This is a genomic window from Arenibacter troitsensis (assembly GCF_900177645.1).
Lineage (GTDB): Bacteria > Bacteroidota > Bacteroidia > Flavobacteriales > Flavobacteriaceae > Arenibacter > Arenibacter troitsensis.
Genome location: NZ_FXAO01000002.1, coordinates 385,739 through 405,262 on the forward strand (window position 1 = coordinate 385,739; position 19,524 = coordinate 405,262).

The window sequence follows — 19,524 nt, forward strand, 5'->3', positions numbered from 1 at the left end:
AATGCAAGTATAGTAAAATTTAAGGCTGCAAAATTTTCTTGACGTCTACATTTTCTGTTTTTTCTACTACTTCTTTCATTTCTTTCGCCTTGTCCAGCTTACATAGGTCAGAATTGTTGGAGACATATTCGGGTACAATAGCCTTCATTAGTGCCACAGGGTTACCATTGAAGAACATATTAGTTACACATAATTCATTGATCTTCGACCTAACATCTTCGAAGTCAAATTCCCTAGACTTGCTGATCATAATTTTCTTATGATAGGTAGGCATGGTATTTTCCCCATTAGCCAATAGCTCTTCATACAATTTTTCACCTGGTCTCAGACCTGTTATCTTGATATCTATATCCTCCGGATATCGTAGTCCTGATAATTTAATCATATTCTTGGCCAAATTGAAAATCCTGACCGATTCACCCATATCAAAAATAAATATTTCGCCGCCTTGCCCCATTCCTCCAGCTTCCAATACCAATTGGGCCGCTTCTGGAATTGTCATAAAATATCGCGTTATGTCCTTATGAGTCACGGTTAATGGCCCTCCTTTTTCAATTTGTTTTTTAAACAGCGGGATAACCGAACCATTGGATCCCAAAACGTTACCAAAACGGGTAGTAATAAACTTTGTCTTGTTCTGTTGCTGTGAACAACTAATATACATTTCCGCTATCCTTTTGGTGGCCCCCATTACATTAGTTGGGTTTACAGCCTTATCTGTAGAAACAAAAATAAATTTGTCCACATTGTTGTCCAAAGAAAGGTCTACAATCACCTTGGTTCCGGCTACATTAATTTTTACCGCCTCGTAAGCGTTGTATTCCATCAATGGCACATGCTTGTACGCAGCAGCATGAAACACCATATTGGGCTTGTACTCCTGAAATAAGCCGGACATTCTATTTTTGTCCCTTATATCCCCAACAATCGGAATAAAATTATGAAAACCGTTCTGTATCAGCTCTTGCTGCAAATCATACAAGGCGGACTCGGCCTGATCGATCACGATTAGGGATTTATATTCATAATTGGCTATTTGCCTTACCAGCTCGCTTCCTATGGAACCAGCTCCTCCGGTAACCACAATTACTTTATCTTTTAACTCTTTGGAAATGCGATTGTTCTTAATATTGATAGGTACCCTGTCCAACAAGTCCTCAATTTGCACTTGCTTAATCTGGGATATCTTCAACTCTCCATTGATCCAATCCTCTATAGGAGGAACTATTTTCACTTGTACCGGAAAATCCACCAACCCTTCCACCAACTCCCTTAATCTATTATGTTCTATGTTTTGAATAGAAAATATGATTTCATTAATTCCATTGGCCTTTATAAAATATTCCGAAAGAACTTCAGGGGCATATACTTTGACCCCATTAATACTTTTACCTACCTTTTCATAGTCCCTATCTATATACCCTACAACTCTTGACACACTTCCTGAATGACCAGTCAAGGCATTGTGAGTCAGTATCCCAGACTCCCCGGCCCCATAAATAATAACATTTTTAGTAATCTTAAATTGCTTTACTAGGTTATAATAGGCATTCTTAAACATATATCTAGAAGCTGTCAAAGCTATAAAACTCAATAGACTATGAATGATTATTATAGATAAGGGAACCGTAAAACCTTCCATAAATTCCATTTCCCTGTTCAAAATAATCATAAAAATGGTGATTATACTGGCTAAGCAAATGGCATTAAATATATTGTAAACATCCCTTACCCCTGTATGTCTGACAACCCCCTTGTAAGAACCAGTAACAAAAAACGCAACCAACGAAATCAAAACTATAATGGGCAGTTGCAAAACCAACTTACTTATATCAAAATCAAGGGTTAGATTAAATCTAATTAAATATGAAAAAATAAAGGTTATGGCCACCAAAATTAAATCTATCGCCAAAACAATCCATTTAGAGGTATATTTCTGCGCTCTACTTGTTAGGTAATTATGTATCATTTGGTCAATACTTTTAAGATTATCTTTATAACTCTATCCAAATCCTCTTTTTCTAGATTGGAACCGCTGGGAAGGCAAAGCCCCCTTTGGAACAACTCTTCCGAAGTGCCGTCTACATATCTCTTACAATTTACAAAAACTGGCTGCAGATGCATTGGTTTCCATAAAGGTCTGGACTCTATATCCTCGTCCAATAGCGCCAATCTAATTTCTTCACGTATCTCGTAAGAAGGCAATAATATACAACTTAACCAACGATTGGATTTTAAGCCATTGGGCTCTTCCAAAAATTCTATTTCGGATAAGTTTGACAACTCATCTTTATAATAATTATAATTGGTCCTTCTACTATAAACCCTGTCCTCAATCACTTCCATTTGGCCCCGACCTATTCCGGCCAGCACATTACTCATCCTATAATTGTATCCAATATAGGAATGCTCATAATGCGGAGCGTTGTCCCTGGCCTGGGTTGCTAGAAAAACAGCCTTCTTTTTTATATCTTCATCCTTGGTAACCAACGCACCCCCTCCAGAGGTGGTTATAATCTTGTTACCATTAAAAGACAATATACCTATTTTACCAAATGTGCTACATGGCCTATTCTTATATTTACTACCCAAGGCCTCAGCACTATCCTCAACAATAGGTATGTCATATTTGGTAGCAATCGCATTAATCTCATCCACTTTATAAGGCATACCATATAAGTGTACCGCGATAATTGCCTTAGGCTTTTTGCCCTTCGCCAAGCCATCCTTTATGGCCTGTTCCATCAATATAGGCGAAATGTTCCATGTATCCTTTTCACTATCTACAAATATGGGGCGCGCTCCTAAATATGTTATAGGATTGGCAGAGGCAGAAAAAGTAAATGTCTGACAAATAACATCATCACCATAAGTTACACCAAGTAACTCCAAAGCCAAATGAATAGCAGCAGTTCCAGAACTAAGTGCCGCCACCTTCATGGAATTGCCTAAATAATCTTAAATTGAATCTTCAAAAGCATTTACATTGGGACCAAGTGGCGCTATCCAATTAGTATCAAAGGCCTCTTGAACATAATTTTGCTCGTTACCACCCATGTGCGGTGATGAAAGCCATATTTTAGTTTTTGTAATCAAAACTTGGGGTTGTTTAATTAATTGCAATGTAAAATTAACTATAGTTTCGAGTAGAACCGCATCTTGCTCGAATAATTCGTTCAAGATTGAAATATATCGATTAAATACTGCTCGTATTAATATCTCGAGGTTTTATCGAGGTTTCTGAACAATTTATCTATAAATATAAGCTTCGTTGCGCTAAAAGCCTAAGTCATTTGAATTAATTTTTAATCTTTGCATTAAATAATTATCCTAAAACTAATGAAGAAAGTTACCAAGATTTGTTGCATAGGGGCAGGCTATGTTGGCGGACCCACCATGTCGGTCATTGCCAGTCAATGTCCAGAAATAAAAGTTACTGTTGTGGATATAAATGCAGAACGTATTAATCAATGGAACGATTCCAATCTAGATAATTTACCGGTTTACGAGCCCGGTCTTAGTGAAATTGTGGCAACAACCAGAGGTAAAAACTTATTCTTCAGCACAGAGGTTGACAAAGCCATTGATGAGGCGGAAATAATATTCATATCCGTTAACACTCCCACAAAGACCTACGGGAAAGGCAAGGGACAAGCAGCCGATTTGAAATTCATAGAGTTATGCGCACGTAATATTGCCCGAGTAGCTAAAAATGATAAAATAGTAGTTGAAAAATCTACACTTCCGGTAAGAACCGCAAGCGCCATAAAAAGTATATTGGACAATACAGGTAATGGAGTGGCTTTTGAAATTCTTTCGAATCCTGAATTTTTGGCGGAAGGAACCGCTATAGAAGATTTATTAAAAGCGGACCGTGTTTTAATAGGCGGGGATGAAACTGCTTCTGGAAAAGAAGCTAAGAACACTCTAAGTGCCATATATGAGCATTGGCTTCCAAAGGAACGCATTTTACAGACCAACGTTTGGTCTTCGGAACTTTCCAAACTGGTTGCCAATGCCTTTTTAGCACAAAGAGTTTCCTCTATAAATTCTATCTCTGCATTATGTGAAAAAACGGATGCCAATGTCGCTGAAGTCTCCAGAGCCATAGGGTATGACAGTAGAATAGGATCCAAATTCTTAAATTCCTCAGTAGGCTTTGGGGGATCCTGTTTTCAGAAAGACATCCTTAATTTGGTTTACATTGCCAGTAGTTTTGGCCTTCAGGAAGTTGCGGATTACTGGGAACAAGTAATTATCATGAACGATTACCAAAAAAGACGTTTTGCCGAAAATATTATTTCTACGCTGTACAATACCGTCTCGGGCAAAAAAATAGTGTTTTTTGGCTGGGCCTTTAAAAAAGACACCAATGATACTAGGGAGTCCGCAGCCATATACGTTGCCGATGCACTCTTGGAAGAAAGAGCTGAAATCGTGGTTTATGACCCAAAGGTTTCTGAAAAACAAATTTATGCAGACCTGGATTATTTAAATACCAGAACGCCCGAAGAAAACCGCCGCTTATTGAAAGTTACCAAACAACCTATAGAGGCCATTCAGGATGCCCATGCTATAGCCATACTAACAGAATGGGATGAGTTTAAGAACTACGATTGGTCCGAAATTTTCAAAAATATGCTAAAACCAGCCTTTGTTTTTGATGGGAGAAGACTTTTGGATAAAGAAAGTATGACCGAATTAGGGTTTAACTACTATAAGATTGGAGAATCATAGGAAGCGGTAAGAAAAATGAATTGACATTTACGACACAGGATTAGTATAAAAATATAGGCATGCAAAACTAAAACACTATTAAATGTAGGGAGAATCCAACCCACTTGTCAATTTTTCCGATATTTGTGAAAAACAAATTCTTTTGAAAATACTAGTTACTGGTTCTGCGGGTTTTATAGGGTTTCACGTTACTCGATCTTTACTGAACAAAGGGCATCAGGTGGTCGGGATTGATAATATTAACAGGTATTACGATATTGAACTCAAATACGCACGACTAAAAGAATTGGGCATTTCCAAGGACAAGGCCGAGCTTTTGCACCTTGGTTGCACCGGAACATTATACGGAGACCAGTTCCAATTTATCCGTATGGACATTGCCGACCGGGAAAGGCTTCCCAAAGTTTTCGAGAGAGAAAAATTTGACAAGGTATGTCATTTGGCTGCCCAAGCAGGAGTACGTTACAGCATAGACAACCCCGAAGTGTACATAGATTCCAATGTGGTCGGCTATGCCAATATTTTGGAATGTTGCAGGCACCATTCAATCCAACATTTTATTTACGCCAGTAGTTCCAGTGTGTACGGTCTTAACAAAAATATCCCCTTCCATGAAGATGATCAGGTAGACCACCCCATAAGCCTTTATGCAGCAACAAAAAAGAGTAACGAACTAATGGCACATACTTACAGCCATTTATATAAAATTCCTACTACGGGACTACGCTTTTTTACGGTTTACGGGCCTTGGGGTAGGCCGGATATGGCACTTTTTCTTTTTACTGAAGCTATTGTAAAAGGAAAACCTATAAAGGTCTTCAATAATGGTGAAATGGAACGTGATTTCACCCACATAAATGATATAACGACGGGCATTATAAGTGTAGTTGAAAAAAAATGGACAAACCAGACAAAGTTGTACAAGATTTACAATATTGGAAACAATCAATCTGTTAAATTGTTGGATTTTATTAGGGAAATTGAAAAGAACTTGGGCAGGGAGGCTATCAAAAAAATGTTACCCATACAACCTGGCGATGTACGAAAAACTTGGGCCAACATTGATCGACTTATTCAAGATTACGAATACCAACCAATAACCGATATAGCGGATGGCGTTAAGTCCTTTACCGATTGGTTCTGTAATTTCTATAACATACCAAAAAAAGAGACAAAAGCTTAATTTCTATGTCCTCCCCTTTATTTTCTAACCTTAGAACACTTTTTAAACTACAAAAGAATCTTCCTTTAAAACAAATATGACTATTAAAGAATTAAAATTCCCAAAAGAATATTCTGTACTGGTAACAGGAGGGGCTGGATTTATTGGATCCAATCTATGCGAATTTCTTGTAAATAACAGCAACAAAGTATTGTGCCTGGATAATTTTGTAACAGGAAAAATTGAAAATATTTCCCATCTTCTGAAAAATAAAAATTTCACGCTTTTGGAAGGGGATATAAGAAGCCTAGAGGACTGTAAAACAGCTTGTAATAATACGGATTACGTATTGCACCAAGCGGCTTTGGGATCGGTCCCAAGATCAATAAAAGATCCTATTACGACCAATGAAGTAAATGTAAGCGGATTTTTGAATATGCTGGTTGCCGCAAGGGATTCAAAAGTAAAACGCTTTGTGTATGCAGCTAGCTCCTCCACCTACGGAGATTCCAAAGGGTTACCAAAAGTTGAAGAGGTTATTGGAAAACCTTTATCCCCTTACGCAATTACCAAATACGTAAATGAACTTTATGCAGATATATTTACAAAAACCTATGGTATGGAAACTATAGGTCTGCGTTATTTTAATGTTTTCGGAAGAAAACAGGATCCCAAAGGAGCTTATGCGGCAGTTATCCCCAAATTCGTAATGCAATTTATGAAAAACGAATCGCCCAACATTAATGGCGATGGAAGCTTTTCCCGGGATTTCACCTATATCGATAATGTTATTCAGGCCAATATTAAAGCCCTGGCAACAAAAAACAAGCAAGCAGTGAACAGTGTTTACAACATTGCTTTTGGCGAGCGTACTTCTTTGAATGATCTAATAACAATACTTAAGGATTACCTGTCTAAGTATGACCCTAAAATAAAGGATATTGATACCACCTACGGCCCATTACGGGAGGGCGATGTACCACATTCCCTAGCCTCTATCCAAAAAGCTCAAGATTTATTGGATTACCAGCCAACCCATAATTTAAAAGAAGGCCTAAAAGAAGCCGTATCCTGGTATTGGGATAATTTGAAATAAATCAAAATGTAGCCCATTGGTCCTAGAAAGCCGGAGAAAGTATTGTACTTAAAATTAGTTTTAAATAATGATTGCATGAACGATATCAAAATCGCCATAATTGGTTTGGGTTATGTAGGCTTGCCATTGGCACATTTATTCGCCACCAAATATCCTGTAGTAGGATTTGATATTAATACGTCAAGGATACAACAGTTGCGCCAAGGAATGGACTATACCAAGGAAGTGTCCAATACCGCATTAAAATTAGTAATCAAGGACACACCCAATGCAAAAACAGGACTTTTTTGTACAGAGCTAATTGAAGATATAAAACACTGCAATTACTACATTGTTACCGTGCCCACCCCAGTGGACAATGCCAATAAGCCTGATTTAACTGCTCTGTTTAAATCTAGCGAAACTATCGGGAAGGTTATAAAGAAAGGAGATATTGTAATCTATGAATCCACCGTTTATCCAGGTGCAACGGAAGAAGAATGTATCCCAATTATAGAAAATATAAGTGGACTAAAATTCAACCTTGATTTTTTTGCCGGTTATTCCCCCGAAAGAATCAATCCGGGCGACAAGGAACACACTGTTGAAAAGATATTAAAAGTAACTTCAGGTTCCACCCCGGAAGTTGGAAAAAAAGTAGATCAACTTTACAAATCGGTTATCACCGCCGGAACCTATTTGGCCCCGAGTATCCGGGTGGCCGAAGCTGCAAAAGTTATCGAAAATTCGCAACGGGATATCAACATTGCCTTTGTTAACGAATTGGCCAAAATTTTTAATCTAATGGGGATCGACACTCAGGAAGTTTTGAAAGCAGCTGCCACCAAATGGAATTTCCTCCCCTTTAGCCCAGGTTTGGTAGGAGGCCATTGTATTGGGGTAGACCCCTACTATCTAGCCCAAAAAGCTCAAGAATATGGATATCACCCAGAAATAATTTTGGCAGGGCGACGAATGAACGACAGTATGGGCAACTATGTAGCGGCTGAGGTGGTAAAGTTAATGGTACAAAACGACCTTAAGGTAAAAGGTGCCAATATTTTGGTTTTGGGCATAACATTTAAAGAAAATTGTCCAGATGTACGTAACACGAAAGCTGTAGACGTAATTAACAATCTAAGTAGCTATGGTGCAAAAATAGACGTTTTTGACCCTTGGGCCTCTACTGAAGAGGTTCTACACGAATACAACTTAATTACTTATACCCAGCTACCAAAAAAGACCTATGACGGTATTGTATTAACTGTAGCCCATAATCAATTTTTAAGCCTTGACCTAAATTCATTATTAAGAACAAACGGAATAGTTTATGATGTTAAAGGAGTTTTAGGGGGAAATATTAATGGTAGGTTATGATTTTGCCAATGATGTATCATTAAGTAGAATTACAAATTAGTTCAAGGAAATGATTAACGGCATATTTCTAGTTGTACAAGAACACTATTTTTTTTCCGGCACAATATGCTTTACGCCATTAAATTATCAATAAACGAAGAGAACAGAAGGTAAAAAAATAGACGAACAATATACAACTAGGACCAAGGTCAACTACCATAGGCAGTAAAATAAATGGAGCTAATACACCTCGGACAAAACCTATTTTGCAATCCAGTTTTCCATCAGAACGTAGGAGGAACAAACGGGTTAAGCCGAGGAGTCCAGACGACCACTACCTACCAACCCCTCATGCTACCCATAGTGCGTTTAGTTCTTTCCATAGACATATCCTATTAAGGCGTATTATCAGCGGAAGGACTCTTCAAGGTTGGAGAACAAGAGAAAAGGCCGGGAAGATAGTCGAAACAAGGTCTGTTATAGAAAATTGTTTGAAAAGTTGGCACAAAAAACAAATTAAAGAAATTGGGGAACTCAGCTACAAAACAAAACATCACTGATTTTCTCAAAACTAGTATCCTGTAATATATACGGCGTATTTTGGAAATAGTTTTTTCATCAAAAGCGCTAAAAGCATACTAGAGGCGACTATTATTCCCGATATCACAAAGTATATCGGCCAATTATAGCTTATTTTTATTTCAAATTCAGTTTTTAACAAAGTTAAAGCGTACAATACATACGCATGAATAAAATAAATACCAAAACTCGTAGAAGCCAAAAGCATTAGCAACCTATTACTGGAATGCTCAAATTTGTATAAAAAGACCATAAAAAAGATACATAGAAACGATTTTTGCAGAAGAATCAAATCAATACCATCGTAAATAAAAGGAAGTTTTTGATAATTGTTATGCCTCCCTAGAAGTGCCTGAACAACCGCCAAAACTATGGCCGCTGTCAAAAACAAAAATTCCTTTCCTTGTAGTTTTGCATAGATAAAAGCCTTGTTCATAGAGCACAGAATACCTAATAAATATGCGGGAGTAAAATACAAAACCGATTGTAAAATGGCAAGGTTATTTATTGGCCTATGAATAAGCATAGCTGTCATAAAACATACCCCAAAAATAATTACTTGATTTCTCAACTTGGTTTCTATGAATTTTATATGCAAGGGATACATTAGAAAAAGGCACAATGCAAATGGAATGTACCAATACGCCACCAAATGATCACCAGTGATATAGAACATTAAGCCAGGGATTACATATTCATGCAAAGCACCGTCTCCCGTAAGAGGTAAATGAGCATTCCAGAAATCAGGCTCAGCATAGATTTTAAATAAAATTGGCACAATTGACAGAAAAGTATAGGGTATCAATAATCGCTTCACTTTAGACAAGAAAAAACTGTTCGTTTTTAACTTCTGATAGAAAATATGATGAAAGAGGAATCCGGAAATAAAAACAAAATGAATTGTACTACCAGATATAATATTCGAGAACACTTTTTCTAAGGTGGTATCTATTCGAATACCTGCTATAGAATAGCAATGTGCTAGAACTATTAACAAGATAGCCACACCTCTGTACGTGTTAATCGAGTTTAGGTACAATTTAAGGAATATAATTAAACAGGTATTGGAATGTAATAATACCCAGTAATATTTAAGCAAACAAATATATCTACTTTATGCGTATAAAGCAAGTATTGAGCAAATTGAATTTAGTTAGCTTTTCACCTTAATTAGCAGAATCCCCATAATTTGTGAGTATTAGCATACATTTCCACAAGATCCATTTCAATAGCAAGCTTTTTAATCATTTTGACTATTATAACATATAAATGAAAAAATTGATGAGCAATCAGGTTAGGGCAACTTTTATGGCATTGGTTTGCTGACAGAGTAAAAAATATGGGATTTCATTATTTTGCAAGAGATAGGAATGGGTGCTGGACCAAGATTAAATTCTAATTCAAAAAATAGCAAGGAATGGTCTTAAGAATTTTACAGGAGCGATTAAGACTGTCATTGCACAAGAGGATTTCCAAATACAAACAGATTCCTAAAACTGGTCGCTATGGGGCAGCTGACTAGGAACTAGTGGCTCCAATGAATATATTTTGGCGAAAAATGCACATAAAAAAGTATTGAAAATAAACTTATACAACTTAGGGTAAGTCGAATTATTAGGTGTTTAGCCGAATTTGATTCCCCTACAGCTCTACCACGGCATTTGATTTATGCCACCTATAAGTTATATTTATAATGAGTTGTAAGTAAATTGAGGACACTATTAATTTTTGAATTTGCAATTAACTATATTGCACCCTACGGTATATTAGCTGATCTTCTAACTATTGGTGGCCAATTCCATAATTCACAAAGTAACATCGTATCTATTTTTTAATTTACTGAATCTTACTTATGTAACATAATCCGTAAATAACAGCCTTAATTAAATTTGTAGGGTTGAACGCAGTAAAGGCCAGTTAAATTGCATGCCGGGTTAATTTCAGCAAACTTAAACAGTCGCACCTAGAATATATACATATATTCCATTTTAAAATCCTAAGGAAAAATAAACTTCCATAAGGTGATTTGCGTAAAAATAGTGACGCACGGTATTAATAAGCAATTCCAGACCAATAATAGCCAAATTCAAATAATTAGTAGTTATACTGCAAAATATACAGACTTAGAATCGGACCTTTCCAAAGCAACACTTACACCATCAAAAATAAATAGGCCTTACTTTATGTCGGAACACTTTTTTAAAGTTTCAATATCTCTTATTCATTAGAATACAAAACCGTAACTCATAGGCTTATAAAAACTTCTTTCCACTGTACACTTATTTCTATATGTAAAGAACTAAAATATTAATTATGTTTTTAGCGTTAGTCTTTAACGGTATAGGCATGAATAATTTTGGTGATATCACCCATTTTAATATGGAAGTGACATCAATTCCAATTCAACTTTTAAAAACCACTAAACATAGTTAAAAAATTAACAATTACCAGGTATTATGCGGTCCAAATCTTAAAGAAATGAGCATTTCATCGAATAAACTTATTCTAAACATCCAAACCCATAGAACCATTCGTAAAACCACCATTGCACTCAATTTGTGCAGTTCATCGAAAATAGCTAGTCTTTTAACGATGATGTTAAAAAAATAAATAATATTTGTAAAACCCAAATGATTATCATTTAAACAAAAGTCTTAAACTTATGAAATTTCGCCCCTCGAATTTTATTCAATTGCCCCTAATTACTATTGTCTTAATTTTAAGTTTTTCCTGCAACAAAGATTCCGATCTTTTAGCAGAATATGTAATAGAACAACCTCAAGCCTTTTTAGTCAATGATGTTGTAGTTACTTTAGCCAACAATCCAATTGTAATTGAACCTTTAAACAACGACACCTTTAAAGAACCTGAAAAGGTAACCATTACGGAGGTAACACCTCCTAAAATGGGAACCGCAGAGGTACAAGAGGACAATTCCGTTGTTTATACACCAAATCCGGATGAAACTGGCACCGATGAGTTTGATTACACAACCACGGTTACCAATCCCGACAATTCCGTTTCTACCGAAACCGGAAGTATAACGGTCACAGTTACACCTACCGATAAAACTCCTACAGATCCTAATGCAGTAAATTTCAGTAAATATGGAGCCGTTGGCGATGGTAAAACAGATGATACTAAAGCCTTGCAGGCAGCTTTAAATGCCGAAGGCTCCCTAGTCGCGAATGCAGGGGCCATATTTAAGATAAATAGTACACTAAATATTACCCAAGGATTTGAACATACAATTGATTGGAGCGGAGCAACGATTATAACCGATGTCGCAAATTTAACAATGATCAACATAAATAAAAAGACTTCCAATGGTGGGACAACAACAATGCAGGACTTATTACTCGATGCAAATAATAAAGGGACGATAGGCCTTGCAGTATATAGTAGGACGGTTTTAACAAATGTAGACGGAAAAGATTATGGGCAGACTGCAACGGCAAATATCAGCCCCACTCACATCATGGCTCGATTTGAAGGTAATGATTCGGATGCTCACGGTGATTGGATTTTTGATGGGTGTGACGCGGACGGGCTGACAGGATATGGTACAGAATGTGATTATTTGGACGGTGTCGGTGCTGCTAATGCCTATCTAGTGTATTGGATGACAGTGCCAACAATTGCAACAACTATTACGTTTAAGAATGCCACAGTTAAGAATGGATATGGACCTGATGGACAAAATGTTGGAGTCTTTTCTCCAGGACAAAATGTTAGCAATACACCAGCTCTAACGGTATTCGATAATATTACTTCTAGTGGTTTTGAGAGAAGAAGCTGGAAATTATTTTGTGGCAACCTTATTATAAGGAATTGTACAATCAATAACGATTTGGATTCAAACGGGCTTACTCAATGCGTTTCAGCAGGTATGGTGGCAGTTGGCTCTGGTAGTGGCTCAAAAGGGGCTTCAAATATTATTTTTGAGAACACAAATTTCGTTGGTAGGCCATCAGGTGGCAGGGATAATAGAGTAATTCCCGTTGATACGCACGATATGCATTTTAATAATTGCACGTGGTCAAATGGTGCTAATTTAAGTCTAACCCTTGGTATAGATAATATCAATGTTACTTCATCAAGATTTGAAGCAGGATCCACCATAAATGAGTATAATCTAAGAGCCCCATACGGAACAATTAACCTCGCCAAAGATAATGTGTATATCGGATTTACCCCATCCTTAAAAAACACTTTCATTAAATACGTGAATTAAGGACTAAAAAATAATCTGCAATATCAATGAACAGGACAGCTTCATGAGATTTCGGGATAATCTTTAGATGACCTCACCTTGCTGGCCTTCTGCATATCCGATTTCTATTTCAGCCAATTGAACTATAATTCGGTTGGCTATTTAAACTAAGAGATCGCATCAAAATTCAATTCCTGGCCACCCTAAAAAATTTATTAAAGCCTCTACTTTTCCCTTGATGACCCTTATTGGATTCAGCTTATCCCCTATTATAATTATCATTCAAATATTGAAAAAATCATGATATTTATAACTTTTTCACTAAGGAGTATCTGAACATTTCGGACAAAGTTTCCTTAATAAACCTTTGGCGACGACCTTGGTCAATGTAAGCATTATAGGTTACGAATGTGGCAGCCTGTTCTTATAATATAATCCTAGGGTATTAACCTTAAATACGTGATAGTACAGACTTTAGTAGAGTAATTCTCCTTTCGGATTATTCCAAGAGCCAATTTGCTTTAAGTTTTTCCGTAGTAATATAACTGACTTGGAATCCAATAGACTTATTCCATGTAATAGGCAGCAAGTACAAACTCCGATAAAATCCCTATGAACTAATTCATAAATAGATAAATGGCCATTACCCCCTGATAGGTAAACCCGGACCTCTAATTATAATGGAACAGTTTGCACTATTACTGTATATTCAATTAATATTTTCAACATGTACAATCATATATTTTCACTAATTTATAATGCCGGATTTCAGATGTCCGCATCTAAAAAATACTATCTTAATTTATTATTAAATTATTGATTATCAGCAATTTAATAAGTATAGTAAATTGTATTTTAACTTGTTTTTTTAAATTTAAAATGAACCAATGATTCCCATAAAATACTATTCCTAATAAATGTCAAAATTTTCCCATAAAGTTATTCACCGAATTCTATTGTATTTCATACTGATAATGCGTTATTATCAAAAAGGTATTATCATCTTTGTCAACTTAAGATAACAATAATAACACAAACCTCGGCGGTCTATCTTACGAATTATTTTAATAGAATTCTATCATGTTAGGTAAACGATTATGCTAAATGTTTAATGTTCAGAAATTACATAAGCGACTAATTAATAGTAGATTGGTGAACGACTCATTTTGGGCTATTTTCGGAAATGTTTTGGGCAAGGGACTGTCCCTACTTACTGTTATTATTATAGCAAGAATATTAGGGAAGGAAATATATGGCGAGTTTGGTATTGTGCATGGCACTATAGCTTCCATTTTAATCTTTACAAATTTTGGACTCAACTATACCTCAACAAAATATATTGCGGAATATCATACCTCCAAACCCGAATTGCTATCACAAATAATTAAGTCTTGTCAGCAATTAACAGTCTTATTTAGTGGTTTTGCAACTATAGTTTTATTTTTTGCAGCAGAATACATTGCAATACATTTACTTAAAGCGCCTAAACTAACTTTTTTTCTTCAATTAATATCGATTAATATCTTAATTGGATCTATTTGTAGAACCCAAGAAGGCATTCTTGCCGGTTTAAGCAAATTCAAAGACTTGGCTAAAATCAATACCATCATAGGAGTTGGCAACTTTTTGTTCGGAGTGTTATTAACCTATTTTTATGGACTCACAGGGGCGTTCATATCCTCCATCTTATTACAAATTTTAGACTACTTTCTCCTCAGATACTTTATTAACAAATATGTAGTTGCGCCAGATAAGGATTTAAACAAAAAAATATCTTTAAAGGAAATTCTTAAATTCTCCACTCCAGTTGCATTGCAAGAGGCCTTTTACTCAATTATCACCTATTCTACAGGATTGTTGTTGGTGCAGTTGTCAACATATGGAGAGGTTGGATTGAGTTCTGCTGCCTTATACTGGAGTGCCATAATACTATATATACCAGGAATCTTAAGAAACGTAATTTTATCCCATTTATCTGCTAATTTAAGTAATGACAAAGCCCGTCTTAGAATACTAAGAATAATTCTAGTTTTTAATTTTTGCGTAACTTTTTTACTTTCTGTAACCATTTATTTCTTATCAGATTTTATTTCTTCTTCTTATGGAGATAATTTTTCAGGATTAAAAGATGTTATAAATATCTCAGTGTTTACCACTATTTTTGTAAGCATGAGTAATGTATATGCCCAAGCCTATATGTCAGAAAGCAAAAACTGGCTTATGTTATTTTTTAGAATCATCAGGGATGGTTCAATTTTCGGAATTGCGTATTATTTATTAACGGTGAATGACGGTGTTCACGGAGCATTATTATTGGCCAAAAGTGCACTTTGGGCCAATATTCTGTTTCTAATCTTAATGGGAGTGGTATATGAAATAAGCCTGCACAGAAAACTAAAAACAATATGAAAAGGTTAATATTTATTATCGCCTTTTTTGTATACAGTGGATTCTACGCTGGACTGGCTATATTGTTAAGCTTTAATCTTTCAGGGGTATCTAGATTATATTCCGTCCCTACAAGGGTATTAATAGCATTTTTAATGTTGATAGTAATTCACCAATCTAGAAATCGACTGATAAAAAACAACAACTACCATTATTTAGTGCTATTTACAGTTTTTTGGGTTTTTTATTTAATTAAAACTCTTTATACCGAATATTTTTCGAAAGGTTATGAATTAGGAAAAACTTGGTATGAGTATCCTATGTATGCATTGATATATGTAGTAATTCCTTTCTTAGCATTCTATACCATAGACATTGAAAAATATAAAAAAACCATTATAAATGGATTTATCTCTTCTGGATTCCTTTTAGGAATAGCCAGTATTACCTTATATGGGAAGTATTTAATGCAAGGCATTGGACGATTAAGTATGGTGAGATATCAATCGAATGAGGAAGTTCTCAACCCTTTGATATTATCGTATGCAGGAGTATTAACGATTGTTTTATGTATATACAAATTAATGAATTTAAAAAGAAATAATAAATTTCAAATAATATACCTCTCCACTAATATCGTTTTATCATTTATTATGTTTTTGTTAGGATCTTCAAGAGGCTCCCTTATTGCGATTATGCTTACCATTCCCATATTTATATCCTTTAGCGCGTTGAAACAAAAGGTAAAATTTATAACTCTTTCAATACTATCTATTCCAGTAATTATTTGGGCGATGGAAGCTAGTGGAAGTAGCCTATTCGAAAGAATGGGTAATACCGTGGAAGACAAAGGTGGAGGACGAGAATCACTGTGGAAAGACGCTTTTGCCCATTTCCTTGATAATCCAATATTTGGAGGAAAAATTGAAATCGGCGGTATTTATCCCCATAATTTCTTACTCGAAATAGTAATGGCTACGGGTATTATTGGCTTGATGTTGATTTCTCCAATTTTCATAAAGGGAATTATTCTTATAAAAAACCATACGAAAAAAAATAAGTCATATCTATTCGTCCTTTTGCTATTGATTATTGGCTTAATACAACATCTTTTCACAGGGAGTATATATATGGCAATTTTATTGTTTGTTCCATTAGGCATGATATTTGGAATTCAAGGTAATTCCTTCTCTGACTCCAGCAGATAAATCATTAATAATTAACTTCCTATTATTAATTTGGTAAAGAACATGATTAATGTACAAAGACAAGAAAAATAATTTTTGCCAACTTACTTCTTCTTTTTGTTTATTGACATTCTATAGTCTAACTTAAATTCCAATTCCTAACATGATTAAGACAAAATGCAATGCGTATTTAACAGATAAAAGTGTGTTAAACATGCCTGACTATTTGATGGAAGTCAATACAAACTTATTGAGCTGAGATGTTAGACGAACATGACCCAAATTCTAAGTAGTTGCCAATTATCCATATCCATTGATCTAAACCAATTGGATTATAATAAAGCTATTATTTATTCGTTTATCTCATCTAAGCGAAATAATTCGTTCTTTTAACAATTATTCCCTTTAAATTTTTGGATTATGCTTTTCAATTCGATTGAATTTCTTCTTTTTTTACCAATAGTATTTGTTTTATACTGGTTTGTATTCAACAAAAAATTAAAAACACAAAATTTTATAATTCTTTTAAGCTCATATATTTTTTATGGTTGGTGGGATTGGCGTTTTTTGTCCTTAATTTTAATATCGACAATTGTCGATTATTTTGTTGGCTTAGAAATTTATCACTCGACTAACTTAAGGAGAAGAAGAATATTTCTTTGGATCAGTATCCTGTTTAATTTAGGATTGTTAGGATTTTTTAAATATTATAATTTTTTCATTGATTCTTGGATAGAGGTGCTTGGTAATTTAGGTTATGAAGTAATGAATACATGGACCCTAAATATAATTTTACCTGTAGGAATTTCTTTTTATACTTTCCAAACTATGTCCTATTCAATAGATATCTATAGAAGGCAACTCGCGCCAACCAGGGATTTCATTTCATTCGCCTCCTTTGTTTCCTTTTTTCCTCAACTAGTTGCCGGACCAATTGAACGAGCTTCAAATCTTTTGCCTCAAATGCTAACATCACGCAGGTTTGATTATGAAAAAGGTTTGCAGGGTCTTTTTCTAATTCTTAATGGATTTTTTAGGAAAATTGTTTTAGGTGATGGCTTTGCCGTTTATGTAAACAACACGTGGGATAATATTGAAACCTCTTCTGGCTTATCATTAATTATTGGTTCATTTTTCTTTGGGCTTCAAATATATCTGGATTTTAGCGGTTATACCAACATTGCCCGCGGGATCGCCAAACTTCTAGGGTTTGAGCTAATGGTGAATTTTGATCGCCCTTATTTAGCTAAAAACATTAATGAATTCTGGAGTAGATGGCATATTTCTCTATCCACTTGGTTCAGGGATTATCTGTATGTTCCTTTAGGAGGTAATCGGGTCTCTCAAATTAGATGGGCTATAAACATAGGTATCGTTTTTCTACTCTCAGGTCTTTGGCATGGGGCAAATTGGACTTTTATCGTTTGGGCACTAATTCATGTATTCATGTATTTTGTCGATAAATTTACACCCAAATTATCCTCACTTGTAACAACCCAATTGGCCGTGCTTTTTGCTTGGATATTTTTTAGGTCTAAAACTGTCGAAGAAGCTTTTCTTTATCTAAGATCTATTGTGGAAAATGACTTTTTTATTTCATTCTCTAATTTGTTACAAGGAATTGGTGCAACGGCAATGGTGATACTTTTATTTCACGTATTTCTTCTTTTTTTATTGTATAAAACTGAAGAAAGATTTCAAATATTTTCAACAAAATATCAAACGCTAGTTTTGAGCATAATGTTTACATACACCTGTTTATTCTTTGAAAAAAACGGTGGTCAATTTATTTATTTTCAATTCTAATGACAAAATTTATCAAATTACTCGTCCATGTAATGGTCTTCGGAACCGTTGCAATATTTATAATCTTAACAATTCTGGAGAAAACGCTTTTCGAAGATTCAGAAACATTACCACACGAAAAAGTTACCAAATTCTATTCTTCTAACAGAACAGTCAAACTGCTTATTCTTGGAAGTTCACGTGGGGAGGGTGATTTTATTCCCAGCATATTAGAAACTAACCGTAAAGGTTATAATTTTGGTTTACCAGGAACTGGAAATAAGATATGGTATTATATGCTATTAGATGAACTGGATAATTCAATTTCTAGAAAAGTAATTGTCAGTATTGATTTAACCGAATATCCTATTCAGGAGGGAGAAGATTACAATTATAACTATTATCTCAAACTCCCAAAGAATACACATTTATATGCTTCGTTAGAAACTTCAACTAAAACTAAAATATTACCTTATCCTTTTTTTTATTTTGGAAACCTAAAAGGTTTTGTGTCAGAAAGCCTAAAGGATTATATCAATCTTACTACAATAACCGAGAATGGATTTAAAGGAAATACCAATGTACTCAGTACTAGACAATTTGAAACTATTTCAAGTGATGTTGATTCCATAAATATCAGGTTCAATGAAAAATTATGGCTTGATACCTTTGAACGAATTTCCAAATCAAATGACACCGTATATTTCGTTTTGGCACCAACATTTCATTCGTACTTAAAACATTTAGATTATTCCAATTTTAAAAATAACATGCAAGAGCTTTCCCAAAAATATTCAAAAGTCAAATTTTATGATTTTTCTAACTCAATACACCATCGAAAACTATTTTATGACCCAATTCACTTAAATTATAATGGAGCAATTACATTTTCTGAAATGCTAAGAGATAGTATAAAAAAAGAGTAAAAATCCAGCTCTTTTAACCTAAGCTGCCGTCCACTGTTACTATTAAACCTTAATTCTAGGTTTTTAGCAGAAAAATATAATTCTCGTCTATTGTTTAACTATCTTTAATTTTTGTC

Annotated in this window: 11 protein-coding genes and 1 pseudogene; 9 read left to right on the top strand and 3 right to left on the bottom strand. The window is 34.9% G+C overall.

All coding sequences use genetic code 11. From position 1 onward, the window contains the following. Positions 1-19: 19 nt before the first annotated feature. Together B9Y87_RS06290 and B9Y87_RS06295 are read right to left on the bottom strand one after the other, a co-directional pair. Positions 20-1,969: a polysaccharide biosynthesis protein gene (locus tag B9Y87_RS06290; RefSeq protein WP_085497252.1), complete on the bottom strand. Its 1,950-nt coding sequence runs from the start codon at positions 1,967-1,969 to the stop codon at positions 20-22. After that, a pseudogene (locus tag B9Y87_RS06295) lies at positions 1,966-3,057 on the bottom strand (DegT/DnrJ/EryC1/StrS family aminotransferase). The gene B9Y87_RS06290 and the pseudogene B9Y87_RS06295 overlap by 4 nt, the downstream one beginning before the upstream one ends. A gap of 282 nt (positions 3,058-3,339) precedes the next feature. On the opposite strand from B9Y87_RS06295, the gene B9Y87_RS06300 reads away from it, so the two are divergent. From B9Y87_RS06300 to B9Y87_RS06315, 4 genes are all read left to right on the top strand, one after another. Continuing rightward, entirely contained in the window at positions 3,340-4,737 is a 1,398-nt protein-coding gene (locus B9Y87_RS06300; RefSeq protein WP_085497253.1) for a nucleotide sugar dehydrogenase, read from the top strand. A 142-nt stretch (positions 4,738-4,879) separates the two neighbouring features. Then, on the top strand, positions 4,880-5,920 hold the full coding sequence (locus B9Y87_RS06305) for an NAD-dependent epimerase (RefSeq protein WP_085497255.1): 1,041 nt from the start codon (positions 4,880-4,882) through the stop codon (positions 5,918-5,920). A gap of 76 nt (positions 5,921-5,996) precedes the next feature. Next, positions 5,997-6,995: an SDR family oxidoreductase gene (locus B9Y87_RS06310; RefSeq protein WP_085497256.1), complete on the top strand. Its 999-nt coding sequence runs from the start codon at positions 5,997-5,999 to the stop codon at positions 6,993-6,995. A gap of 75 nt (positions 6,996-7,070) precedes the next feature. Then, complete coding sequence (locus B9Y87_RS06315; RefSeq protein ID WP_085497258.1) at positions 7,071-8,351, top strand: nucleotide sugar dehydrogenase; 1,281 nt, start codon at positions 7,071-7,073, stop codon at positions 8,349-8,351. A gap of 550 nt (positions 8,352-8,901) precedes the next feature. Here the strand turns inward: B9Y87_RS06315 and B9Y87_RS06320 are convergent. Then, the gene (locus B9Y87_RS06320) at positions 8,902-10,008 is read right to left on the bottom strand and encodes an acyltransferase family protein (RefSeq protein ID WP_317045114.1); all 1,107 of its coding nucleotides are present in this window, start codon (positions 10,006-10,008) and stop codon (positions 8,902-8,904) included. Positions 10,009-11,571: 1,563 nt separating this feature from the next. Here B9Y87_RS06320 and B9Y87_RS06325 point away from each other — a divergent pair. The 5 genes from B9Y87_RS06325 to B9Y87_RS06345 all read left to right on the top strand — a co-directional run bounded on the left by B9Y87_RS06325 (position 11,572) and on the right by B9Y87_RS06345 (position 19,408). Beyond that, positions 11,572-13,143 carry an Ig-like domain-containing protein gene (locus tag B9Y87_RS06325; RefSeq protein ID WP_085497262.1) on the top strand — a complete coding sequence of 524 codons (1,572 nt, stop codon included), beginning with the start codon at positions 11,572-11,574 and terminating at the stop codon, positions 13,141-13,143. Positions 13,144-14,226: 1,083 nt separating this feature from the next. Further along, on the top strand, positions 14,227-15,531 hold the full coding sequence (locus tag B9Y87_RS06330; RefSeq protein ID WP_085497264.1) for an oligosaccharide flippase family protein: 1,305 nt from the start codon (positions 14,227-14,229) through the stop codon (positions 15,529-15,531). Then, positions 15,528-16,718: an O-antigen ligase family protein gene (locus B9Y87_RS06335; protein ID WP_085497266.1), complete on the top strand. Its 1,191-nt coding sequence runs from the start codon at positions 15,528-15,530 to the stop codon at positions 16,716-16,718. Before B9Y87_RS06330 ends, B9Y87_RS06335 begins: the two co-directional genes overlap by 4 nt. A 399-nt stretch (positions 16,719-17,117) precedes the next feature. After that, positions 17,118-18,503, top strand: a complete 1,386-nt coding sequence (locus tag B9Y87_RS06340; RefSeq protein WP_085497268.1) for an MBOAT family O-acyltransferase — start codon at positions 17,118-17,120, stop codon at positions 18,501-18,503. Further along, the gene (locus B9Y87_RS06345; RefSeq protein ID WP_085497270.1) at positions 18,503-19,408 is read left to right on the top strand and encodes a hypothetical protein; all 906 of its coding nucleotides are present in this window, start codon (positions 18,503-18,505) and stop codon (positions 19,406-19,408) included. Before B9Y87_RS06340 ends, B9Y87_RS06345 begins: the two co-directional genes overlap by 1 nt. Positions 19,409-19,524 lie beyond the last annotated feature (116 nt).